The organism is Paenibacillus uliginis N3/975 (assembly GCF_900177425.1).
Taxonomy (GTDB): Bacteria; Bacillota; Bacilli; order Paenibacillales; family Paenibacillaceae; genus Paenibacillus_AQ; species Paenibacillus_AQ uliginis.
This window is the reverse complement of sequence record NZ_LT840184.1, coordinates 3,809,711-3,833,507: the sequence shown is the minus strand read 5'-3', so window position 1 is coordinate 3,833,507 and position 23,797 is coordinate 3,809,711. Positions and strand designations below refer to the sequence as shown.

Genomic DNA, 23,797 nt, shown 5'->3' with positions numbered 1-23,797 from the left:
GTTTTGGGTACGTGAGCACCTGAAATGTTTCCGGAGGAAACATACTTCGTAAGCATATGCTAGGACCAGCTGAATTCAAGATTCGATGCCGAGCCCACTTCTTGATTCACTTCGTGATCAAAAGCGGACTTTTTGAACAACCTCTATTACTGAAATATGAGCCAATTCTATGGTCGGGTTGTTGTTTGTCATACAAACCGTGTCATAGATATTTGAGGCATCGTTTTGGTCTTGTATAGTTTGTATCACTCTTGTCTGCGCTCTTTTTTATATACTTATCCAGTATAGACCTCTACTTCGGTAGAGGTCTTTTTTGCATTCTTAATACATTTGAAGAAGGAGGGATTGGTAATGGCAAACCCATCAATGGAACAGGTCGTATCCATGGCAAGACAGTATAATTTGATACCTGTCGCTGTCCGTTTACTGGCGGATATGGAGACACCGATCCGTATATTTCAGCGGTATGCACAGCGGGAACGGGCATTTTTATTAGAAAGTGTAGAGGGCGGCGTGCAGTGGGCTCGTTATTCGTTCATCGGTACCGATCCTTTCCTTTTAATCTCAGGTAAACAAGGTCACATCGAAGTGGAAATGAGCGGTGAAGTAACTCAGCTCAAAGGTAAACCAGTAGAAGAGCTAAAAGCTTTGCTTCGTTCGTACAGAAGTCCGCAGTTGGATGAAATGCCCCCGTTTACAGGCGGTGCAATCGGATTTTTCGGTTATGATCTTCTTCAGTATTACGAAAAGCTGCCCGGTCATGCTCTGGATGATCTAGGCATGGATGACATTCGGTTTATGTTCTGTGATCAGATCATCGTATTTGATCATGTGAAACAGCAGATTCTTTTGATTGGCAATGTGCATGTAAAACCTGGAGATACCGATGAGGATATAAGGCAGGCGTATAGAAGTGTATGCCGCAAACTGGAAGATACAGCTGAACAACTGCAGGAGCAGGGACCGCGCGAAAATGTGAATTCTCGTGGCATTCCTTCGGATGTGGAACTTGGAAATATCCAGTCCAATATGACCAAGGCAAAGTATATGGACAATGTGGATCGGGCAAAGGAATATATCCGGGCCGGCGATATCTTTCAGGTAGTGCTGTCCCAACGCTTCCACATTGATACGGAAGTTTCACCGCTTCATGTGTACCGGGTGCTACGTACACTGAATCCGTCGCCGTATATGTACTACTTGAAGATGGATGAAGAGATCATTGTCGGTACATCGCCTGAAGCGTTGGTTAAAGTTGATGGCAGACGAGTCGAGACGAGACCGATTGCCGGCACACGTCCCCGCGGGGTGGATGAGTCATCTGACAGAGCGCTGGCAGAAGAGCTTCTGCAGGACGAGAAAGAGCGGGCGGAGCATTTGATGCTGGTCGACCTTGGGCGAAATGATCTGGGACGTGTCTCTGAGTTCGGAACGGTCAAATGTGATTCTTTTATGGAGATCGAGCGGTACTCTCATGTCATGCACATCGTGTCAGGGGTGTCAGGCAAGCTGAGTGAAGACAAGGATTTCTTTGATGCTTTTCTATCCTGCCTTCCTGCTGGAACGGTGTCGGGTGCTCCGAAGCTTCGGGCCATGGAGATCATTGCAGAGCTGGAGCGGGAAGCAAGAGGAGCATATGCCGGAGCAATAGGTTATCTTGGTTTTGCTGGAAATATGGATTCATGTATCACGATTCGTACGATCATTTTCCGCGAGGGTAAAGCTTACGTACAGGCTGGAGCTGGAATTGTGTGGGACTCTGTGCCTGAGAAAGAATATGAAGAAACGGTCAATAAAGCAAAAGGGATGCTAAAGGCAATCCGTGTTGCTGAAGCGATGTTCCCGCCGGATGTAAAGCCTGAGAGTATAATCAACCAGGATTACCTGTACGAATATACACCTTAAAAATAATTGGAGGAGGAGAGACATATGAACATTATGGAACCTGTACAGTCCAGTATTTCAAAATTGATTGAGGGCCGTGACCTGGAGCGTAGTGAGGCCAGGGAGGTCATGCAGACCATTATGGAAGGCAAAGCGACCCACTCGCAGATTGGAGCTCTGCTTACGGCTCTCCGCATCAAAGGAGAGACCGTGGATGAAATTACAGGCTTTGCTGAAGCGATGCGAGGCTCTGGAGGACGTGTCATTACTGAGCGAAGCCGACTGCTAGATACATGCGGAACAGGAGGCTCTGGAATCCACAAGTTCAATATCTCCACTGCCTCCGCGATTATTTCATCCTCCGTGTCCGTTCGCGTAGCGAAGCATGGTAACCGCTCGGCTTCTGGACGTGCCGGAAGTGCTGATGTGCTGGAGGCACTAGGTGTAAATATTCATTTGACCTCAGAGCAGGCTAAGCGTTGTTTGGATCAGATCGGGATCTGTTTCCTGTTTGCCCAAATTTATCACCCTTCTATGAAGCACGCAGCAGCACCTCGAAAAGAACTTGGAGTAAGAACTGTGTTTAATATGCTCGGTCCTTTGACCAATCCTGCTGGTGCGGACCGGCAGCTCCTTGGCATTTATGATCTTGATAAAACGGAAACGATCGCTCAGGTGCTGAAAGAACTGGGATTGAAACGGGCTATGGTCGTTACGAGTCATGATGGATTGGACGAAATTAGCATCTCTGCACCTACTCGTGTGTCCGAGCTCCGTGGCGGGGAAATTCGCACGTATGACATTCATCCGCATGATTTAGGCCTCGCTGTTCATCCAATGCAGTCAATTCTAGGTGGAGATGCTGCAGAGAATGCTGCGATTATTGGAACAGTGCTCCAAGGTGAAAAAAGTCCTTATAGGGATATCGTGCTTGCAAACGCCGGAGCTTGCATTTATGTTTCAGGGTTGGCTGACAGTCTGGTGGAAGGCGTCAGCAAAGCCGCAGAGGCTATTGATTCGGGAGTGGCACAAGCTAAACTGGAACAGCTTATCACGATGACGGAGGAATTGAATTATGTATCTTGATCGAATTGTTGCAACCAAACGGGAAGAAGTAGCTAAACTTCATCAGTCTTTTTCGGTTGAAGAAGCGTTAGAAAAGATTTCTGCACTTTCGCCTACACGTGGGTTTATCGAAGCGTTATCCGAACGGCGGAAAAGAGGGATGGGACTTATTGCCGAGGTGAAAAAGGCCTCTCCCTCGAAAGGGTTGATTAGGCCGGACTTTGATCCGGTTACGATTGCCAAAGCTTATGAATCTGCCGGTGCAGATTGCTTGTCAGTACTGACGGATGAGCAGTATTTTCAAGGAAGTGGAGAGTATCTTGTAATGGTTCGGGAAGCGGTCAGTCTTCCGTTGCTGCGTAAGGATTTCATTATCGATGCAGCTCAAATTTATGAAGCGCGTCTGTTAGGCGCAGATGCGGTTCTGCTCATAGCGAGCATTCTGGAGCCGTCCCGGATCGCTGAATTTATGTCGATCGCATCCTCTATCGGGCTTGATTGCCTGATCGAAGTTCATGATCGCAGCGAACTGGACTCAGTGCTTCAATTGGAGTCAGCTAAGCTGGTAGGTGTCAACAACCGCAATCTGCATACTTTTGAGACGTCATTAAGCACGACAGCAGAGCTTTGCAAAGATATTCCAGAAGGTGTGATTTTAATCAGCGAGAGCGGGATTTCGGGAAGTGAAGATATTTCATATCTGGCTTCAACCGGCGCTCAAGGTGTATTAATCGGCGAACATTTTATGCGTAAGGAAGATGTAGTGCAGGCTGTTGTTGATCTAATGGGCCCCTTGCCGCAAGGTCAGGCAAGTGGTAGGGGAGTGTATTAGGATGACGAATACAGCCGTAAAAATATGTGGACTTCAAAGCGTTGAAGTGCTAAAATCGATGATAAACTTACCTGTGGATTATATCGGATTCGTTTTTGCCAAGAGCCGCCGTCAGGTTATTCCTGAACAGGCTGCTGAACTCAACGAAGTGTTGAAGCAGTGGAAGAGCGGAGCAACACCTTCCTCCGTTGGCGTTTTTGTTAACCCTTCCTTGGAGGAACTAAGAGAGCTTCTTAACACGGTTGAACTGGATGTCGTGCAACTGCACGGACAAGAATCACCGCAATTTTGCCGGGAAGTGAAAGAAAGCTTCCCGGTTTCCATTTTTAAGGCAGTCTCCGTAAAGAGTGGAGGCTCACCGGAGGAACATGTGTCTGAGCTGGAGCGTTACATCGGATGTATTGACGGCCTCCTGCTGGATACTTACGATCCGGTTTATGGCGGCGGCTCAGGCCAGACCTTCGCTTGGGACGCGATACCGGTCTATAAGGCTTGGACACGCGCACAAGGTATTCCTTTGTTTGTGGCGGGGGGACTTGAACCATCGAACTTAGGAGAATTGTTAACATTGTATCACCCGGATGGCGTGGACGTATCCAGCGGGGTTGAAAGTGCCCCGGGTGTAAAAGATATAGCAAAGGTGACAGCATTCGTGGAAAGGGTGAAATTCAAATGACATTGCTACCGGATCGCAACGGTCGTTTCGGTTCCTTCGGGGGACGATTCGTACCGGAGACGCTGATGAACGCGCTGATAGAGTTAGAAGAAGAATATAACCGATATGCGGAAGATTCCGCTTTTAAAGAGGAGATTGCTTATCTATTGAAGCAGTACTCCGGCAGGGAAACACCGCTTTATTATGCCGAACGTCTCAGCAAGCATCTTGGCAAAGCGAAGATTTACTTGAAGAGAGAGGATTTGAATCATACGGGAGCCCACAAGATCAACAATGCGATTGCTCAAGGTGTTCTCGCGAAGCGGATGGGTAAGCAGAAGGTCATCGCTGAGACAGGTGCAGGTCAGCACGGAGTCGCAACGGCAACAGTTGCAGCTTTACTCGGTCTGGAATGCAAAGTGTTTATGGGCGAGGAAGACACTAAGCGCCAGCAGTTGAACGTTTTTCGGATGAAAATGCTCGGTGCGGAAGTAGTGCCTGTAACATCCGGCAGCAGAACTTTGAAGGACGCTGGAAACGAGGCACTCCGTTATTGGGTTAGTAACGTGGAAGATACGTTCTATGTACTGGGCTCGGCGGTCGGTCCTCATCCATATCCGATGATGGTTCGAAACTTCCAGCGGATTATTGGTGATGAAACGCGCCGTCAGATTCTGGAAAGTGAAGGTCGCCTGCCAAATACAATTTTTGCACCGATCGGCGGGGGCAGTAACGCAATTGGCATGTTTTATCCTTTTTTGGAAGACAAGGAAGTAGCTCTCGTAGGTGTCGAAGCTGCAGGCAAGGGTGTGGATACAGAATTTCATGCAGCAACGATGAGCAAGGGAACGCAAGGCGTATTCCAGGGCTCCATGAGTTATCTGCTGCAAGATGAGTACGGTCAGGTGAAAGAAGCTCATTCCATCTCGGCTGGACTGGATTATCCGGGTGTCGGTCCGGAGCACTCATACCTGAAAGATATCGAGCGTGTGCGATATTTGCCGATAACAGATCAGGAAGCACTCGATGCCCTTCAGCTGCTCTGTAGAACGGAAGGTATTATTCCTGCATTGGAGTCAGCCCACGCCGTAGCGCAGGTCGTCAAGATGGCTCCGGAATGGAATGAAGATGACATTATAGTTATCTGTCTCTCCGGACGCGGCGATAAGGACGTGGAGTCTATTATGGCTTATACGGGAGGTAAATCGATATGAACCGGATGGATGTAACCTTTGATCGACTGAAGGGGCAAAATAGAACCGCATTGATCCCTTTTTTGACCTGTGGTGATCCGAGTGTTGAATTAACGCTTGATATTATTGCTGAGCTTGAAGCCGCTGGAGCTGATATTGTTGAACTTGGCGTGCCATATTCCGATCCGCTTGCGGATGGTCCTGTAATACAGCGGGCTTCCCAGCGTGCATTAAAAGGGCATGTCACGATACGCACATGTATGGAGACGGCCTTACGGGCAAGGAATGCAGGCAGCGAGCTTCCATTTATTTTGTTTACTTACTATAACCCGGTTCTTCAAATGGGGTTGGATGTATTTTTTGAAGAAGTTATTGCGCATGATATCAGTGGTTTGATCATTCCGGATCTGCCCATAGAGGAAGCCGGCGAGATCAAGCGTCGGGCCAAGGAAGCTGGAGTGCATCTGATCCCGCTTGTGGCACCGACTTCACATGAACGAATTTCCAATATTGTGAGCGACGCAGACGGGTTTATATACTGTGTATCCTCGCTTGGTGTAACAGGAGAACGCTCAGATTTTTACAGCGGGATTAATGGGTTTATCGAGACGGTGAAAAAATATAGTAAAGTTCCGGTGGCCATCGGCTTCGGTATCTCAAGCGGGGAACAAGTAGCCAGATTCTCTGAAATTTGTGATGGTGTCGTAGTAGGCAGTGCCATTGTTCGTCAAATCGAAGCCAACATTCCTCTGCTTGAGCAGGAGAGCACGAGGGAAGAGGGACTTTTGCAAATCCGTCAATTTGTGTCACAATTAAAAGGAACAGAATTATACGAAAGGTGAGATGATATGATGAAGCCTAAAGCGAATATTGTGAATCTCCCGGTATACCAACCCGGGAAACCAGTTGAAGAGGTAAAACGGGAACTCGGTCTGAGTGAAGTCATTAAACTGGCTTCCAATGAGAATCCTTACGGCTGTTCGCCTCTAGCGAAAGAAGCCATTATTGCCGAACTTAGCAACCTCAGCATGTATCCAGATGGAAATGCGACCGAATTGAAGGAGGAGCTTGCTTCCGTCATGGGCGTGAACAAGGATCAGATCATATTCGGATGCGGATCGGATGAAATCATCGCACTCATTACGCGTGCATATCTTGAGCCTGGTGACGAAACGATCATGGCTGATCAGACCTTTTCTGTGTATAAAACCAATGCCGACATCGAAAATGCCGTAAGTATTGAAGTACCTCTGGTCGATGGCACCCATGACCTTGATGCTATGCTTGCCGCTATCAGTAATCGAACCAAAATCGTATGGATTTGCAATCCAAACAATCCTACGGGAACAATCATTTCAGAAGATAAGCTTCTTCGGTTTATGGATTCGGTACCTTCGAATGTTATGGTTGTACTGGATGAAGCTTATTCAGAGTTTGTAACGGATTCTTCTTATCCGAAAAGTTTGAACCTGCTGTCGCGTTATCATAATCTTGTGGTTCTCCATACATTTTCCAAAATCTACGGTCTGGCATCGCTCAGGATCGGCTATGGCATCGCTCAGGCTGACGTTATCAGCTTGATTAACCGAGTGCGGGAGCCGTTTAATACGGGACGTCCAGCTCAAGCGGCTGCGAAGGCGGCACTTCATGATCAGAAATTTGTAGAGAGCTGCCGACAAAGCAATGCCGAAGGTATTGTGTACTTACAAAAAGAATTCGACCGGCTCGGGCTTCAATATTTTCCAGCGCATGGAAACTTTATCTTGGTCGATGTCCAAACCTCCGGAAGTGATGTATTTAAATCGCTGCTGAACAAAGGGGTAATCGTCCGCTCTGGCTTCGCCCGCTACCCGAACTATATTCGTGTGAGTGTGGGGACACCGGAACAAAATAAAGCGTTTATCGGAGTGTTGGAGGAAGTTCTGCGTGACGTAAAGTCGCCTGTCTAAAGCTATTACGCAATCTTGAAACGAGTGAGAGAGAGAGAGAAAACATGACAACAAATACTATAACTAAAGTAGCTATATTCGGCGTCGGACTCATTGGTGGATCTTTGGCGCTTTGTTTAAAAGGAAAACCAGGCATAACCGTTACAGGTTATGCCCATACGCAGGATTATGCAGATCAAGTCATCGCCCGGGAAGTCGTCGATCAGGTGACATTGTCGCCTGAGGAGGCCGCCTGGGATGCTGACTTTATATTTTTGTGCGTACCTGTCGGCAGCCTGGAGCATTATATAACCCTTCTCAGTGGCTTACAGCTGAAGCCCGGCTGTATCATATCTGATGTAGGCAGTACCAAAGCAAGTATTACAGACTGTGCTGAAAGGCTTGTTCTGAAAGATGCTTGCTTTATCGGTGGGCACCCCATGGCGGGATCTGAAAGATCCGGCGTTAAAGCGGCTTCATCACTGCTGTTCGAGAACGCGTATTACGTACTGACTCCAGCAGAGAATGTGCCTGCGGACAAGGTGGATTCTCTAAGCGTTCTGCTGTCTCATACCCGTGCACACATTGTAACGGTAGAGCCACAGCTACATGATCAAATTGTTGGAGCGATCAGTCATCTACCGCATATCATCGCTGTAGCACTCGTGAACCAGATATGCAGTTACAATGAGGATAATCCGTTGTACCAGACCTTGGCAGCCGGAGGCTTCCGTGACATTACCCGAATTGCATCCAGCGATCCAGTGGTATGGCGTGATATCCTTCTCAATAACCGGAAGGTAATGATGCCGCTGCTTAGAGACTGGAATGATGGAATTCTGCAATTCATGGCTATGTTGGAAAGCCAGGACGGCTCTGCCATTGAAGATGCTTTTCGCCGGGCAGGAGATTTCCGGAACGAGCTGCCAGAAAGACGTAAGGGTGTAATCGTGTCTCGATATGACCTGTATTTGGAAGTGCCCGACCACCCTGGAATCATCGGCCGGATAACGACAGATCTTGGACAGAAGAGCATCAACTTAAGTAACATTCAAATTATCGAGAGCAGGGAAGATGTACCGGGTGTACTAAGGCTGTCTTTCCAAAACGAGCGCGAGCAGGAGCGAGCAAAAGATCTGCTGCAGTCGCACGGATATACTGTTTATCATTAACAAATCAACCGTTTTTTTGAATTCGGGAAAATATTTTCTTTATTATTGTTGACAAAATGAAAACGGATACATATAATAAAAGTACAGTATGGTTTCTCTCCACTCCTATCCAATACATTGCACGATTGTGCGACCGCCTTCCTTAAGGGAGGCGGTTTTTTTTATTTGTATACCCTTACAAATCCAGGTGTGTTTTTTCATAACTCTATCAAACTGAACTTTTCTCCAAAATATGCTACAATGATAGAATAGTATTGTAGAAGATTTGGGGAAAATGCCAAATACATAGAATAGTCTGACATCATGCGGCGTAAGATATATGGTTTTACGGCAGCTTTGTGGATCCCTGATCAAAGAAAAAATAATGCTCTCTATGGGGATGAGACACACAAATGGCGAGGGGGAATAAAAAATCATATGACGGATTCCCAGTTAATATTTGAGATCAAACAAGGAAACGTTGATTTATACTCAGAATTAATGCGAAGATATCAACGAAAAATATTAGCTTTTGTATATCATATGTTAAAAAGCTCTAACTTGGAGCTAATAGCTGAGGATTTATGCTCGGAAACGTTCTACAAAGCTTTCCGCAGTTTGCACTCTTTCCGCGAGGTGGACGCTTCGTTCTCAACCTGGTTATATACGATTGCACGTAATACCGTGCTCAGTGAGCTCCGGAAGCAGCGCAGGGGCACTCTTCCATTGGAAGAAAGCGGCGTCGTTCCAATCGCTCCACTGGAAATTGCACCGGAGCAGGCAATTCTTCGCAGCGAGCGGGTAGCTTTAGTACGTGAAGCAATCAATAATTTACCGGAAAAACAGCGCTCGGCGCTTATTCTGCGTGAGTACGATCAGTTGGACTATCAAGAAATCGCGGATATTTTGGGACAAACCGTTAGCTCGGTTAAATCCTTGTTATTTAGAGCACGGGGCAGTGTAAAGATACAACTCGAGCCTTATTTCGCTGAGCCGCTATATACGGAACTCGAAGGGATGAGCAGCAGATGAATTGCGAGGAAGCCCAAGAGCTGATGGGGTACGTCTGGGATCTCCCGGACAACGATCTGAGGCGAATCAGGCTGAGACAGCATATACAGACATGCCGCTCATGTGCAATGGAATATGAAATGTTTGAAGAGAGTCTCAGGATCGTTCATGAACTGGAACATGAAGTATTAGAAGCAAGGGCTGAAAGTATCAACCGAAATGTTATGGATCGTATCTATCGTGATTTTCCTCGGCTCGTTGAAGAGAACGAAAAGGGGAAATCCGTTGGGCGTATATTCCGTAAACGATTAATACTCATGATATCTGGTTTTGCCGCTTTGTTTGGCAGCAGTTTTTTATATTTCGCTTTCAGGGGTAATACTAAAAAACTACAACCTGAAATGCCGGTCACAGGTATTCTGCCAACCGGTGTTGCGGGAGACGGTTCGATTATTACGGAGGGTCAAAAATACAAAATTCCAGGGACGAACAGCGGTATTATTGATCCCTTGGTAGTAGGTATAGATCCAAGTCAGCCGCAGTACTGGATGGTTTTGTCTGTGCTGGGTGTAGGACTTGCACTGTTTTTCTTAATGAGACTAAACCGAGTCGTAAGACGTTAATATATCTTTACTAAAATAATGGTATGGAGGAGGCTTAAGGATGCTGATCGGCTTTATACGTCACGGTCTGACAGATTGGAATGCTATTGGTAAAATTCAAGGGCAGACAGATATTCCGTTGAATGAGGAGGGGCGCCTTCAGGCACGGTTGCTGGGAGAACGTCTGCTTCAAGAACCGTATAAATGGGATTTTATCGTCAGTAGCAGTTTATCACGTGCAGAAGAGACAGGGTCCATTATAGCCTCCATGTTGAACATTCCTATGCTTGAGCCTGATATCCGCCTGCGCGAGCGAGCATACGGTCAGGTGGAAGGACTTACCGCCTCTGAGCGAGAGATGCGTTTTGGAGAGGAATGGAAGCTTCAGGATTTGGGACAGGAGACGGATCTGGACCTTCAAGCAAGAGGAATGGAATTTCTGGAAGAAATGTGGAATAAGTATCCCAAAGGTAATATGTTGGTCGTCAGTCACGGAGGCTTTCTTGCCCAACTGTACGGCACGCTGTACAAAGACCGCATTGTAGAGAGAATCGGAAATCTGTCTATTACAATACTAGAGAAAAAGGATGTGGACTGGGTTCCGCTGCTGTTTAACTGTACGAGACATCTATTGGAGAAACAACACTGATCCGAACATTTTCGATCCGTTTATGTAGTCGAACAATTTGATGAGTTAAGGAGATTAAACTAAATGCAGCAATTAGTTAGAGTATCGGAGCGTTTCGTCTACTTGCCGCCTTATCAGGAAACGGATCGGCCTGTGTTGGCTGCGATTTCGGGAGATAAGTATACACTGATCATCGATGCGGGAAACTCTGCAGACCATGCGAAGCAATGGCTTTCTCAATTAGGTGAGAAGAACATTAAGGGAGACTGGCTTGTTTTAACACATTGGCATTGGGACCATGTTTTTGGCCTAAGTGAAATGAATATGCCTATTATATGTTTCACCGGGACATTAGACCGTGTAAAGGAAATGCAGCTGTTATCCTGGGAAGACAGTGCTTTGGACGAACGTGTAAGAGAGGGCAGTGAAATACCTTTTTGCGCAGATGCCATAAAAAAAGAGTTCCCTGAACAACGAGACATCATGATTCCAACCCCTGATATGACATTTACTTCAAAAATGTCACTTAATTTGGGCGGAGTTACTTGTATTATTGAACATGTTGGCGGTGATCATTCGCCTGACTCTTCCATTATCTATATACCTGTGGAGAAGATTCTTTTTCTCGGGGATTGTCTTTATGCCAATATGTACGCAAAAAATTGGTGTTATACGGTGGAGAAGGTAACCAATATGATCGCTAAGCTTGAACAATATGACACGGAAATAGCTTTCCTGTCTCATGCAGAACAGCCCATGACAAGGGAAGAATATCGGGCGTATCTCGATCTGCTATCAAATTCGGCGGAGCTGACGGAGCGCTTTAAAGGAGATACAGGGCTCGTTGCGGAAGAGATGTCTGCTATGCTCCAGAGACCGCTGAATGAACTTGAGACGGAAACGATACAATTTTTCATAAATGGTTATATGCAGTAAAAATGCCTTAAGCCTTAGTAACAATTAGAGACTCCTTTGAGGGGTCTCTTTTTTGGTATGCTGATCTGTCGGTTCAGCGTTGATATTCTAGCAATGTTTAGAGTTGCATAAAAATGAAGTAGACGGCAAAAATTCTAAAAAATAAAATCGCAAAAAGTTGTGATTTAGATGTTTACAATGACCGAAATCCGTTAAAAATGTGGACAACAGCACGTTGGAACATGTATCAAATGGGCTGAACATCCCCATAATGGAAGTAAAACGGTGAGGGCGATGGAAGATGAATCTAGCGGATATGCTCACTTATGCCGACATTGGACAACTAAGCAACATAGCCAACTACTATGATTGTGATTGCAAGCGGAATTCTAAGCATGATCTGATACAGAGCATCTTGATCAAGCTTGGCCGGAGAGATTTTTTCGAGGAACAGATTGGACAGTTGTCTGTTTCGGATCTTAGGTTTCTGAACAGTCTTGTGTTTGATGCCCGCGGCGGTTACAGCCTGGAGGAATTGACAGCGACGATCCGCCACGCTTCTGAGGAAGAAGTGGTTGTGGAGAAAAAGGGAAAGCCCATTAAGACAGAAAGCCCAAGAGAAACCGTAGCCAGATACCGCCGAAGCGGTTGGCTGTTTAACGGCTTTACTCATTCGACGAAATACACCTTTCAGGTGCCGTCTGACTTGAAGCATCGTTTTCGAGATGTGCTCGGAGCAAAATTACAAGACGCACTACAGCATTCTCCGGAGCCAACCGCCTATCGGGACGAGCAGGGATTGGTTTCAACGGACATGCTTCTACTCTTAAAGTTTGTAGAGGGACACGAAATCGAGTTGAATGCAGAAGGGTTTATGTATCGCCGCTATCAGCAGCAAATGATGAGCTCGCTTCACATTACCGAGCCGTTGATTTCAAAGGGGGCTTGGAGATTCGGCTATGGCCGGTCTTGTACGGAATATCCCGACAGATTTGCTCTTCTTTATGATTACGCTTATGCCCGGCAATGGATCAGAGAATCGGGAAGCCGTCTCGTTCTATCTGACCGGGGCAGACAATTCCTTGGAGAAGGAAATCAAGTAAGCGTGATACAGATATTCCGCTTCTGGTTAAGACTTTATAAAGGCGCCGTTCCTAATCTATCCTCTCTAGTATATTGGATAAGCCAATGTGCAAAAGATTGGGTAACCACGGCATCCCTTTACGAGTCGTTGGGTTGGTTAATCCGCCCTTTTTATTATGACACTCCCCAAACGATCATGGATCAGCGCGTAATCCGAATGCTTATGCATTTAGGGATGCTGCGGATCGGGGAAAGCGAGCAGTCAGGCACAGTTATTCGAATGACGGCACTCGGCCTGAAAGCCGCTGAAGCATGTCTACATATCGGCGACTCTGAAGATCTGCTGCATTGACAAAACAAGGTTTTAATTGCTACAATCACTCCCACAAATTAAAGGGGTGATCGAGTGATGAATTTAGAGTACAAGGGTATTTGGCCGTCTATACATCCTTCTGTTTTCGTAGCAGAGGGTGCGAAAAATATCGGGGACGTGACGATCGGAGCCGATTCGACGGTATGGTTCAATGCTGTGCTGAGAGGCGACCTGGCTCCCATTATCATCGGTGACAGATGCAACATTCAGGACGGAGTTGTAGGTCATGTAAACACAGATCAGCCTCTAATTCTTGCCGATGAAGTGTCGGTTGGTCATTCGGCAATCATTCACGGGTGTACGATCGGAAAAGGTTCGCTTATTGGAATGGGTGCCATTTTGTTAAACGGTGCTGATGTTGGTGAATACGCTTTAATCGGTGCAGGATCAGTTGTAACAGAAAATAAAGTAATCCCACCCTACACGCTTTCTCTTGGCACACCTGCCAAAGTGATTCGTGAACTGACAGAAGAAGATTTGCTTCGAATGAAGCGAACCATGGAAAGTTATGTGCAGAAAGGGAAAGAATACAGGCAATTCTAATACACGGTTGGAGGTGCATCCTAATGGATAAAATGAAGGTTACTTACGAAGTCATGTTAAGTCTGGCTGCGGAGATGGTATGGGACGAGGCTTTGCGAAAGCATCGGAGTGAGGAACTTTACAAGGGGATTGACGAGGCGCTGGCTTCGGGCGACGAGTTGGCTTTCCGAAACCTGACGGATGAACTGAGGACTTTAAATTGAAGAAATGCTTTCGCATTTCTTCTTTTTTTTGCCAAAACCGGTATCCAAACGTATAATGAAGAAATTAAAGAAATGGAAGATGAAAGGATGCCAACTAGATGAAATTCAGTGAATTAGATGAACAAACTTGGCCAGAACTGCAGACTTATTTTGATACCTGCCTGATCCCCTATACCGGATTGACAGGACATGAAGCCCCATGGGAGGCTACTGCATCACTTGAGAGGCTCCGGGACTTTATGGATTTAGTTGAAGTACCCTTTAAAGGGAGAGTCGTTACATATCCAGCGATGCAGTACGGAGGAACGTCAGCATTGCAGCTTCTAAACGACATTTGTCACAAAGTCAAATCTACGGGCTTCACCCATGTGGTTGTCATGACAGCGGATTGCGACCTTGATATCAAGGATATTCCTGAAAGCGCATTAGTCCTTTCCCAGACTAGACTTTTGGCATCTGGAGACATGCCGATTTCGGCAGCTGTAACGAAGCTAATTAGTGGACTTTGGCAAAAAGAGGAGGAGTTGCAATTGTGACGAAAAACCGACAATTTCACGAGTAGTCGTTGGAAGGGGTACCAAATTTGGGGTTCGAATTCTTGACGGTCTGAGGTGCCTAATATATTATTATTATGACCTAGTACGTCGTGTGATAATAATCATTGAAAACACTTTAAATGGTTGAAAAAAGGGGGTTGAACACAGAATGAGTCACAACCACAATGACGAGCATGAAGAGTCGCACAAACCACCCCGACTGAAAGAAATGTCCCGCAGACAGTTTCTTACTTATACGTTGGGCGGCGCCACAGCTTATATGGCGGGTGGAGTAGTATTACCGATGCTCCGGTTTGCCGTGGATCCAATTCTTCAAGATAGAGAAGAAGGGGCGTTCGTTAAGGTAGCTGAAGTGAGCAAGATTACCAATGATCCGCAAGAGTTCCATTTTGAGTTGAAACAGCAAGACGGCTGGTATGCCAGCAAGGCTTCGCTAACGGCCTGGATCCGAAAGAATGATAAGGGAGAAATTCTAGCACTTTCACCGATCTGTAAGCACTTGGGCTGTTTGGTCGGATGGAATAACAACAAGAATTATCCTAACGAGTATCACTGTCCATGTCACGGCGCTCGTTATACACCGGATGGAAAGAATCTTTCCGTTGCGCCTAAGCCGCTGGATATGTATACCGTAAAAGAGGAGAACGGCTGGATTTACCTCGGAGAAATCGTACCAAATACTGTAGTGAAATAGGAGGCGTAGATTCGGATGTTGAAGAATGTCTACAACTGGATTGACGAACGTCTCGATATCACGCCGATCTGGAGAGACGTTGCGGACCATGAGGTTCCGGAGCACGTTAACCCCGCGCACCATTTCTCCGCGTTTGTTTATTGTTTCGGCGGCTTGACGTTTTTCATCACAGTAATCCAGATTTTGTCGGGTATGTTCCTGACGATGTATTATGTACCAGATATTATAAACGCTTACGCCAGTGTGGAGTTCTTGCAGACGAAGGTGGCATTCGGCCAAATCGTCCGCGGCATGCACCACTGGGGAGCAAGTTTAGTCATCGTAATGATGTTCCTACATACAATGCGTGTATTCTTCACAGGTTCCTATAAGGCGCCTCGTGAAATGAACTGGGTTGTTGGTATGCTGATCTTCTTCGTCATGTTGGGGCTTGGTCTGACAGGCTACCTCCTTCCTTGGGATAACAAAGCATACTTTGCCACCAAGGTAACATTGGAGATCGCGAACTCCGTCCCTTGGCTCGGACCGATTATTAAAGAACTGCTGCAGGGCGGTACCATTGTAGGTGCCGAAACGTTAACCCGTTTCTTCGCCATTCACGTGTTCTTCCTTCCGGCTGTACTGCTCACCCTATTGGTAGGGCACTTTATCATGATCCGCAAACAGGGTATTTCCGGACCACTATAAGAAGAAGGGAGGCATAATTATGGCACACGGTCACAAACCTGATGAAAAAGTAGTATACGTAGGCGATTCCCGCGTACGCAAAGGCAACGGTTTTATCGTACCGCCTGACTATACGGCATATCCAGGAAAGTCGGAAGCGTTCATTCCGAACTTCCTTTTGAAAGAATGGATGGTAGGAGTCGTTGTTCTGGTTGGATTTCTGGTGTTGACCATTTCGGAGCCTGCGCCACTTGGCTATCCGGCCGATCCGAGCGCATCCGTTATCCCGATGCCGGACTGGTACTTCCTATTCTTGTATGAGTACTTGAAGCTACCGTATGCATCCGGTGATTATGTGGTTCTCGGTACACTGGGTGTTACCGGAGTAGCTTTTGGAGCTCTCCTGCTGGTACCATTCCTGGATACAGGAAAAGAACGCCGCTTTTACAGACGTCCGATCACGTCGTCTTTGATGTTCCTTTCGATCCTCGCGATTATTTACCTGACCAACTCGGCATGGACACATTACACGCACGAGCTGGAAGCTGCCGGACAAAAACCGGAACATATTCAGCGTGAAGAGGAAGCGGAAGAGAAGCATGCACAGGGACTTCCTACATCCAATGCGAAGCAGCCTGAATCGCAAGAGGTTGCCATCGTGGACAAGGATAATCCGGCTATGGAAACTTACAAGAAAGCAACGTGTATCACATGTCACGCTGCTGATATGAAAGGCCAAGGCAATGCACCTGCACTTCGTGGTGTAGGTGATACTCTTGATAAAGAGGCGATAGCCGGAATTATCAAGAACGGTAAAGGTGGCATGCCTCCAATGCATGACAAGGCAATTGAGGCTGGCGTTACCGAGCAAGAACTCGACCAATTGGCCGGGTGGCTTGCCAGCCAGAAAACTGCAGAGTAAAATAATGATGAACCTGATCGTATCTTACGGTCAGGTTTTTTAATGAATAGATAAGCATTCGTTGTGCTGCTCAAACTGAAAATCTTTAACTATCTTATTATAGAACAAACAGAATAGGAGGGCACAGGTTGTCTGTTACATATTTGTGGAGTCGAGAGTTTTTATCGAAGAGACTTATCTTATGGATTTTATTGATCAGCAACGCTTTGGGCACGGTTTACGGTTATATCTGGTATGGGGGACAGCTCTATAACACAGCTATGGAGCATCCTTGGTGGCAGCTCGTCTTCGTGCCTGACAGCCCGACAGCGAGTCTGTTTTTCAGTCTAGCATTGATTATGCTGCTATATCCTCCTAAACAGTTAGCGGGAATGTTCTTTCAACAACTGATTGAAGCATTGGCTGTCGTTACATCGGTGAAATATGGGATATGGGCCGTTGCCATGATTTTTGCAGGGGCATCGCAAGGAAGTGATTTGGTATGGCAGGACTGGATGCTTGTTGCCTCACATACCGCCATGGCTGTTGAAGCACTAATCTTTGTGAAACTGTTTCATATCCGATGGACAGCTTTAACGGCAGCAATCGCATGGACGCTACTTAATGATACCGTTGATTATACGTATGGTATATTTCCGTATCTTCCGGGTCCACTCTACGATCATCTGTGGGCAGTTGAAGGCTTTACGTATGGTTTGACGTTATTTAGTGGGTTTGTGGGTTGGATTGCTGTCAAACGGTCTCTTAGCAAACCTCTAGGTTAGACAAGTTGTTCTATGGTCATCCCCTCTGCCATACATTATGGGTAGGAGGGATGTCCCATGTTGCGGAGATTATTTCAATGGTCAGCGGGTGTGTCCGCTTTCTTCTTACTGTTCGGATTATGTTATGGAACAACAGCTTGGGGAAGTCCGGAACAAATAGAAGATAAAACCTCTCCGGCTGCTTCCATTCAAGCGAAGGCGTTAAACCGTGAGGTGGAGACGTTATATAGGCTTGTAGAAGAGGGTAATCTACAGGGTGTTAACGAGTCCCTGAGGCGTGTGCAGAGCTTGTTCGAGTCCTCCTCTTTTCAAGGGCTGACAAGTGTAGAAGGGATTCACGTGCTAGCAGAAAGTATTGTGGAAATGAAATTGACGACGGCAGCTATGAAGCTGGAACCGAAGCAGTGGATGATGTCTGCCGGTAAGCTTCGGCTTGCAGTCGACAGTCTCTCGCATCCTAAGGATGGCATTTGGCTTCAATATTATAAGGTCATCCGTGAAGATCTTCAGGTGATGGAGCAAAGTGCTGCCAAGTCGGACCGTGAGGGAATCAAAAAAGCATATGCTAGCCTGCAGGATTATTATGAACTGATCCGTCCGTCGCTCGTCATTCGGCGAAAGCCCGAGGAAGTATCGATGATTGAATCGTGGTTGTCCTATGCTGGAGGGGTGGTGTCCACCGCAGAACCTTCGGAGGTAAGAAGGATAGTACCTCAAGGGGAAGTGATCGTTAATATGCTGTTCGGTAAGAAAAAAGACGAGCCGGCAATAGCGCAATTGGGGGAAGTGCAAGGGCCTTGGTTCGGACAGCTGCTCATTGCAGCTTTTATCTTATCAGCACTGACCTTTGCCGCTTATCGTAAGTACAGAGGACTGAAGAACAGATATCATCCGCTGTTCCCCAAAAAATTATAAAGAATAGCCCGGGAAACTGGGCTATTCTTCTTTGAATCCTTCTCCGTGAACATCGCTGACATCATTAATAATGATGAAAGCGCGTGGATCCACGGATTTTGCTATTTCGCTCAATCGGCGTATTTCTTGTCTTGAGACGACGCAGTAGATCATATGTTTTGCCTGTTTGGAATAGACGCCGATCACAGGAATCAGTGTAACTCCGCGTTCGAGCTCTACAGTGATGCGATCAGCCATTTCGGGCGCCTTGTCGCTTATAATGGTAAACGCTTTGGCAGCATACGCACCTTCTTGAATGAAATCAATAACCTTGGAGGCGATGAATACGGCGACAAGCGTGTACAATATTTTCTCAAGAGGGATAAACAGCAATGATAAGCCGAGAATGATGATGTCCAGCGCCAAAATTACCTGACCCATGCTATAACCGAATTTGCGGTTGAATATCCGTGCTATGATATCCGAACCACCAGTCGTCCCTCCGAATCGGAATACGATGCCTAAACCTGCTCCCAAGGTTACCCCTGCGTACAGTGAGGCAAGGATGTAATCATGCTCAGTCTGGAACGGAATAATCCAGCCATGTTCAATGAGTTCCTCAAGGAGCCACAGAAATAAGGTTAAGGATCCGATTCCAATGCCTGTATAGATCGATTGGCGACCGCCTAATATTTTTAATCCAATTAAAAACAATGGAATATTGATTATTAAGGTCGACAAGGATGGAGAAATATTAAACGCATAATTGAGGAGAACCGTAATACCGGTAACGCCGCCTTCCATCAGCTGGTTCGGAATAATGAAGTAGAGTAATCCGAAGGCATATATGGCCGTGCCGATAATGATGGGGATGACTGTTTTAAGCTGGTTTATAAGTCTGGATGTTTTCATGATATCCCTCGCTGTTATATCAAAATGGTTCTCTGACCATAATGTTCGGTTCTTTTACGAAGTATATACCTATTTAATGGTGTAATAAAAAATATTTGTTTTCAAATCGGCTTTACGATAACATAGTTGTAAAACGCTGCCGTTTAATTTTTAAGGAAATAATCGGTAGACTGTACAAGGGAAGGAGTGCCAATTATGGAAAAATCAATGGCCGAAATGCAACGTGAAGTCGATCGTTACATATCGCAATTTAAAGAAGGTTATTTCAGCCCGTTGTCCATGATGGCGCGGATGTCGGAGGAGGTGGGGGAGCTCGCCCGAGAAGTAAACCACCAATTCGGAGAGAAGCCCAAGAAGCCAGATGAAGTCGATAATTCCATTGAGATGGAGCTTGGAGATATATTGTTTATTGCTATATGTTTCGCTAATTCGCTGGGAATTGATCTGGCGGAAGCTCATGATAAGGTCATGCTTAAATTCAACACAAGAGATGCAGATCGCTGGACGAAAATAAACACGGATTAGGCTGTGAATACATATGCTGTACCAAAACCCGCTGCGGGGGAGGGACAGCCAGTGAAACAAGACGACTATATACAGAAAGCTTATCGTTGCATTTTGCAAAATGATTTTGAAGAAGCACTTCGTTGGTTTGAGGCGGCTATAGCTGCAAATCCTGGAGATGCAGAGGTCCATTACCGCTGCTCCATCACGTATGGCCGCAGCGGCAGGCTGGAACAAGCGATCCATCATGCGGAGGAAGCAGTGAATCTTCTGCCGGACAAACCGGATTATCATCTGCATTTGCAGCATGTAAAGGCTTTGCAGCTCGTACAGCAAGCCAGGAAGATGGTTGAAGGAAAGACTGGCGCTGTGCCTGCTGAATTATATCAGGCAGTATCGCTTTTGAAATCTGCCATAGCCATGGACCCTTTATATCCGGAAGCTTACGTATGGCTCGCGCTGGTTTACAGTGAATTAAACGAGCATCCGCTGGCGATAGCCACTTTAAAGGAGGTTATCGGCTTATATCCTCAGGAGAGCGGGCTTCAACATATAATGGAGGAATTGAAAAAGCGGTTGAAATCATACATGCTGGATGAAGCAACAGAATGAGAGTGGAGGAATGTTGAATATGTCGAAAGCTATCCGAGTTGCGGTCGTTGGAGCAGGCGGCCGCATGGGCAAAGAAGTAGTGAAGTTGGTATTGCAGGATCCTGAACTGGAACTGGTGGCTGCTGTAGGTCTCCACGATAGTGGTACCGATGCAGGTACGCTTGTAGCACTTCCTGCTTGTGGAATAACGGTAACTCCAGATCTCGAAATGGCACTCGTTGAACACAAGCCTGACGTGATGGTTGATTTCACAACCCCGCAATCGGCATACACGAATACTTCCTTAGCCGTTAAACATGGGGTTCGTCCAGTCATCGGAACAACAGGATTCACTCCCGAACAAATCGAAGAGTTGGACAAGCAGTGTCAGACGCGTGCTATCGGCGGCCTGATTGCTCCTAACTTTTCGATCGGCGCGATCTTAATGATGAAATTTGCTGCACAGGCGGCTAAATACTTGCCTCATGTAGAAATTATCGAGACACATGGAGATCAGAAACTGGACGCTCCATCGGGGACGTCGATTAAGACAGCCGAAATGATTGCTGCCAATCGTGAAGAGCTTCGCCAAGGAAATCCGAAGGAAGAAGAGATAATTGAAGGAGCCCGGGGCGCTTACTACAACGGATTCCGGATTCACAGCGTTCGTCTTCCGGGGGTGTTTGCGCAGCAGGAAGTAATTTTTGGCGGTTATGGCCAAAGTCTAAAGATTCGACACGACTCTTATGAGCGGGCTGCTTATATGCCTGGTGTGAAAATGGCAGTCGAAAAAGTAATGGGTTATACAGGTATGATCTACGGCTTCGATCACTTCATCGACTAGAGAGAAAGAGGAGACGCGACATGATGAAAATTGCATTTATAGCACATGACCGCAAGAAAGAAGAGATGGTTAACTTTGTAATTGCTTATGAGCAGGTTTTTGAGGGACATGATCTTTACTCTACTGGAACGACAGGAACCCGGATCATGGATCAGACGGATCTACGTATTCACCGTTTTATGTCTGGTCCGCTTGGGGGAGACCAGCAGATCGGGGCGCTTGTTGCTCAAAATGAAATGGATCTTATCATTTTTCTACGTGACCCGTTGATGGCTCAGCCTCACGAACCGGACATTAACGCACTACTCCGTCTTTGTGATGTTCAAGGGATACCGCTTGCAACAAACATTGCTACAGCTGAAATTTTGGTTAAAGCCCTCGACAGAGGTGACTTGGGCTGGAGAGAACTTGTTGATAAATATAAACCCGGTACGGATCTATGAGCCAGAAGCTTGATATATTAATCTTTGGTGCACATGCGGATGATGCTGAGATCGGCATGGCAGGCACGATATATAAGCATACTTCAGCAGGCGCTTCGGTGGGGATATGTGATCTGACCGCAGCAGAAATGTCGTCTAACGGCACGGTTGAGCTTAGAAAGCAGGAAGCGGATAAAGCCGCTCAGGTTCTAGGACTATCGGTTCGGAGTAATCTGGGTCTGCCTGACCGGGGATTGTTTGTGACACCGGAAAATATTGAGAAAATAACGGCAGAGATACGGAAGTATTCTCCATCAATCGTGTTCGCTCCATATTGGGAAGACCGCCATCCTGACCATATTGCCTGCAGCAAGCTGGTGGAGGAAGCTGTCTTTAATGCGAAACTTCGGCGCTATATGCCGGATCAGCCAGCGGTAAAAGTGGACGAGCTCTATTTTTATTTTATTAATGATCTTGGACAAACAGATCTCGTGGTTGATGTTTCAGCTAACTATGAGAAGAAGGAAGAGGCGCTTTCCTGTTATCGGTCTCAATTTGTAAAAACAGAACATAATTCCGTCTCAACTCCGTTAACAGAAGGGTACATCGAACGTGTGCGTGCCAGGGATTCGCTGCTTGGACAGCGCAAGCTCATTTCCTATGCGGAAGGGTTTGCGACTAAAACTCCGCACATGGTTCATCTATTTATCCCCAAAGAGGCATAATAATAGGCATAAGCAATCGTAAGGAGGCCTCATATGAAAAAACAGCAGCCGCTAAAAATAGGCATTACCTGCTATCCCTCTCTGGGCGGCTCGGGCGTAGTCGCTACCGAACTCGGAAAGCTGCTCGCTGAACAAGGCCACCAGGTGCATTTTATAGCACACAGCATTCCCTTTCGCTTAGGGAGCTTTCATAAAAACATTTATTATCATGAAGTCGAAGTAAACGATTATTATGTGTTCCGATATCCGCCTTATGATCTTTCACTCGCTACTAAAATGGCTCAGGTTGTCAAAATGCAGCAACTGGACGTCCTGCATGTTCATTATGCAGTTCCTCATGCCGTGTGTGCCTTTCTGGCGAAACAAATGGTAGGAGATCAATTGAAAGTGGTGACCACTTTGCATGGTACGGATATTACCGTACTGGCACAGGATGAATCTTTGAAAGATTTGATCAGGCTTGCAATTAACGAAAGTGATGCTGTGACAGCCGTATCACAGGATCTGATCCGGGAAACACGGGAAGTGCTCGATATCAGCCGTGATATCGATTTAACTTATAATTTCGTGGACCACCGTGTTTATTATCCGAGGGATTCCGCTTCACTCCGGCGTGATTTTGCGGATCCAGAAGAACGGATCATCATGCATATATCCAATTTCCGGCCGGTCAAACGGGTGGGCGATGTTGTTGACATTTTCGCTGAGGTGAACAGCCAAGTCCCTTCCAAGCTGCTGCTTGTAGGTGAAGGGCCTGAGCTTCCGAAGATCCAGTGCCGCATCAATGAGCTGGGACTCAGCGACAGGGTTCATTTCCTTGGAAAGCAGGATGAAATCGCGCACGTGATCTCAATGGCGGATGTCCTTCTGCTTCCTTCGGAGAAGGAAAGCTTCGGGCTTGTCGCTCTGGAGGCGATGGCTTGCGGAGTCCCTACCGTCGGTTCCATTGCCGGTGGTATTCCGGAGCTCGTTACCCATGGGGAAACAGGTTTCCTAGCACCTATTGGCGACAGTGGGCAGATGGCTGAGTACGTCATCGATATTTTTAAGGATGATAAGCTGAATGCCAGCTTGAAGGAAGCGTGTCTTCACAGATCAAGGACGCTCTTCTGTAACGAACGGATTCGCAGCAAGTATGAAGAAATTTATTACCGAGTATTGGGGCGGGAGGTAAGTGAGCTGAATCCGGTTTTCGGATAGGCTCGCCTCTCGTCCGTTTTTCGGATAGAAGGAACG

The 23,797-nt window shown here is 46.6% G+C and carries 28 protein-coding genes; 27 read left to right on the top strand and 1 reads right to left on the bottom strand.

Annotation, left to right across the window (positions count from 1 at the left end; all coding sequences use genetic code 11):
* The first annotated feature begins 351 nt into the window (after positions 1-351).
* From trpE to B9N86_RS18010, 21 genes are all read left to right on the top strand, one after another.
* Positions 352-1,905 carry an anthranilate synthase component I gene (gene trpE, locus B9N86_RS18110; protein ID WP_208914544.1) on the top strand — a complete coding sequence of 518 codons (1,554 nt, stop codon included), beginning with the start codon at positions 352-354 and terminating at the stop codon, positions 1,903-1,905.
* A 24-nt stretch (positions 1,906-1,929) separates the two neighbouring features.
* A complete protein-coding gene (gene trpD / locus B9N86_RS18105; RefSeq protein WP_208914543.1) occupies positions 1,930-2,970 on the top strand; it encodes an anthranilate phosphoribosyltransferase in 1,041 nt (346 codons plus the stop codon).
* The gene (gene trpC / locus B9N86_RS18100) at positions 2,960-3,781 is read left to right on the top strand and encodes an indole-3-glycerol phosphate synthase TrpC (RefSeq protein WP_208914542.1); all 822 of its coding nucleotides are present in this window, start codon (positions 2,960-2,962) and stop codon (positions 3,779-3,781) included. The genes trpD and trpC overlap by 11 nt, the downstream gene beginning before the upstream one ends.
* Position 3,782: 1 nt before the next feature.
* Positions 3,783-4,457 (top strand): phosphoribosylanthranilate isomerase, encoded by a 675-nt coding sequence (locus B9N86_RS18095; protein ID WP_208914541.1) that lies wholly within the window; start codon positions 3,783-3,785, stop codon positions 4,455-4,457.
* Complete coding sequence (trpB, locus tag B9N86_RS18090) at positions 4,454-5,650, top strand: tryptophan synthase subunit beta (RefSeq protein ID WP_208914540.1); 1,197 nt, start codon at positions 4,454-4,456, stop codon at positions 5,648-5,650. The genes B9N86_RS18095 and trpB overlap by 4 nt, the downstream gene beginning before the upstream one ends.
* Entirely contained in the window at positions 5,647-6,471 is an 825-nt protein-coding gene (trpA, locus tag B9N86_RS18085) for a tryptophan synthase subunit alpha (RefSeq protein WP_208914539.1), read from the top strand. The genes trpB and trpA overlap by 4 nt, the downstream gene beginning before the upstream one ends.
* 9 nt (positions 6,472-6,480) lie before the next feature.
* Positions 6,481-7,578: a histidinol-phosphate transaminase gene (hisC, locus tag B9N86_RS18080; protein WP_208920503.1), complete on the top strand. Its 1,098-nt coding sequence runs from the start codon at positions 6,481-6,483 to the stop codon at positions 7,576-7,578.
* A 44-nt stretch (positions 7,579-7,622) separates the two neighbouring features.
* Entirely contained in the window at positions 7,623-8,729 is a 1,107-nt protein-coding gene (locus B9N86_RS18075) for a prephenate dehydrogenase (RefSeq protein WP_208914538.1), read from the top strand.
* A 417-nt stretch (positions 8,730-9,146) separates the two neighbouring features.
* Entirely contained in the window at positions 9,147-9,740 is a 594-nt protein-coding gene (locus tag B9N86_RS18070) for an RNA polymerase sigma factor (RefSeq protein ID WP_208914537.1), read from the top strand.
* A complete protein-coding gene (locus B9N86_RS18065) occupies positions 9,737-10,342 on the top strand; it encodes an anti-sigma factor family protein (RefSeq protein WP_208914536.1) in 606 nt (201 codons plus the stop codon). The genes B9N86_RS18070 and B9N86_RS18065 overlap by 4 nt, the downstream gene beginning before the upstream one ends.
* A 40-nt stretch (positions 10,343-10,382) precedes the next feature.
* On the top strand, positions 10,383-10,970 hold the full coding sequence (locus B9N86_RS18060) for a histidine phosphatase family protein (RefSeq protein WP_208914535.1): 588 nt from the start codon (positions 10,383-10,385) through the stop codon (positions 10,968-10,970).
* A gap of 63 nt (positions 10,971-11,033) precedes the next feature.
* Positions 11,034-11,885 carry an MBL fold metallo-hydrolase gene (locus B9N86_RS18055; RefSeq protein WP_208914534.1) on the top strand — a complete coding sequence of 284 codons (852 nt, stop codon included), beginning with the start codon at positions 11,034-11,036 and terminating at the stop codon, positions 11,883-11,885.
* A gap of 280 nt (positions 11,886-12,165) precedes the next feature.
* A complete protein-coding gene (locus B9N86_RS18050; protein WP_208914533.1) occupies positions 12,166-13,299 on the top strand; it encodes a hypothetical protein in 1,134 nt (377 codons plus the stop codon).
* 57 nt (positions 13,300-13,356) lie between these two features.
* The gene (locus B9N86_RS18045) at positions 13,357-13,863 is read left to right on the top strand and encodes a gamma carbonic anhydrase family protein (protein ID WP_208914532.1); all 507 of its coding nucleotides are present in this window, start codon (positions 13,357-13,359) and stop codon (positions 13,861-13,863) included.
* A gap of 23 nt (positions 13,864-13,886) precedes the next feature.
* Positions 13,887-14,066: an IDEAL domain-containing protein gene (locus B9N86_RS18040; RefSeq protein ID WP_208914531.1), complete on the top strand. Its 180-nt coding sequence runs from the start codon at positions 13,887-13,889 to the stop codon at positions 14,064-14,066.
* A gap of 98 nt (positions 14,067-14,164) precedes the next feature.
* Positions 14,165-14,602 carry a DUF2487 family protein gene (locus tag B9N86_RS18035; protein WP_208914530.1) on the top strand — a complete coding sequence of 146 codons (438 nt, stop codon included), beginning with the start codon at positions 14,165-14,167 and terminating at the stop codon, positions 14,600-14,602.
* 169 nt (positions 14,603-14,771) lie between these two features.
* Positions 14,772-15,317 (top strand): QcrA and Rieske domain-containing protein, encoded by a 546-nt coding sequence (locus B9N86_RS18030; RefSeq protein ID WP_208914529.1) that lies wholly within the window; start codon positions 14,772-14,774, stop codon positions 15,315-15,317.
* A gap of 15 nt (positions 15,318-15,332) precedes the next feature.
* On the top strand, positions 15,333-16,004 hold the full coding sequence (gene qcrB, locus B9N86_RS18025; RefSeq protein ID WP_208914528.1) for a menaquinol-cytochrome c reductase cytochrome b subunit: 672 nt from the start codon (positions 15,333-15,335) through the stop codon (positions 16,002-16,004).
* Between the two features lie 19 nt (positions 16,005-16,023).
* Positions 16,024-16,905 carry a menaquinol-cytochrome c reductase cytochrome b/c subunit gene (locus tag B9N86_RS18020; protein ID WP_208914527.1) on the top strand — a complete coding sequence of 294 codons (882 nt, stop codon included), beginning with the start codon at positions 16,024-16,026 and terminating at the stop codon, positions 16,903-16,905.
* Positions 16,906-17,033: 128 nt separating this feature from the next.
* Entirely contained in the window at positions 17,034-17,669 is a 636-nt protein-coding gene (locus B9N86_RS18015; protein ID WP_208914526.1) for a DUF1405 domain-containing protein, read from the top strand.
* Between the two features lie 57 nt (positions 17,670-17,726).
* Positions 17,727-18,584, top strand: a complete 858-nt coding sequence (locus tag B9N86_RS18010; protein ID WP_208914525.1) for a sporulation protein YpjB — start codon at positions 17,727-17,729, stop codon at positions 18,582-18,584.
* Positions 18,585-18,605: 21 nt separating this feature from the next.
* On the opposite strand, the gene B9N86_RS18005 is transcribed toward B9N86_RS18010, so the two are convergent.
* Positions 18,606-19,475 (bottom strand): YitT family protein, encoded by an 870-nt coding sequence (locus B9N86_RS18005; protein ID WP_208914524.1) that lies wholly within the window; start codon positions 19,473-19,475, stop codon positions 18,606-18,608.
* A 195-nt stretch (positions 19,476-19,670) separates the two neighbouring features.
* On the opposite strand from B9N86_RS18005, the gene B9N86_RS18000 reads away from it, so the two are divergent.
* The 6 genes from B9N86_RS18000 to bshA are packed head-to-tail and all read left to right on the top strand — an operon-like array spanning position 19,671 to position 23,761.
* The gene (locus B9N86_RS18000; protein ID WP_208914523.1) at positions 19,671-20,000 is read left to right on the top strand and encodes a nucleotide pyrophosphohydrolase; all 330 of its coding nucleotides are present in this window, start codon (positions 19,671-19,673) and stop codon (positions 19,998-20,000) included.
* Positions 20,001-20,051: 51 nt separating this feature from the next.
* Positions 20,052-20,591 (top strand): tetratricopeptide repeat protein, encoded by a 540-nt coding sequence (locus B9N86_RS17995; protein ID WP_208914522.1) that lies wholly within the window; start codon positions 20,052-20,054, stop codon positions 20,589-20,591.
* Between the two features lie 19 nt (positions 20,592-20,610).
* Positions 20,611-21,414 carry a 4-hydroxy-tetrahydrodipicolinate reductase gene (gene dapB, locus B9N86_RS17990; protein ID WP_208920501.1) on the top strand — a complete coding sequence of 268 codons (804 nt, stop codon included), beginning with the start codon at positions 20,611-20,613 and terminating at the stop codon, positions 21,412-21,414.
* Positions 21,415-21,434: 20 nt separating this feature from the next.
* Positions 21,435-21,857 (top strand): methylglyoxal synthase, encoded by a 423-nt coding sequence (gene mgsA / locus B9N86_RS17985; protein ID WP_208914521.1) that lies wholly within the window; start codon positions 21,435-21,437, stop codon positions 21,855-21,857.
* Positions 21,854-22,561 (top strand): bacillithiol biosynthesis deacetylase BshB1, encoded by a 708-nt coding sequence (gene bshB1, locus B9N86_RS17980; RefSeq protein ID WP_208914520.1) that lies wholly within the window; start codon positions 21,854-21,856, stop codon positions 22,559-22,561. The genes mgsA and bshB1 overlap by 4 nt, the downstream gene beginning before the upstream one ends.
* Before the next feature lie 33 nt (positions 22,562-22,594).
* On the top strand, positions 22,595-23,761 hold the full coding sequence (gene bshA, locus B9N86_RS17975) for an N-acetyl-alpha-D-glucosaminyl L-malate synthase BshA (RefSeq protein WP_208914519.1): 1,167 nt from the start codon (positions 22,595-22,597) through the stop codon (positions 23,759-23,761).
* Positions 23,762-23,797 lie beyond the last annotated feature (36 nt).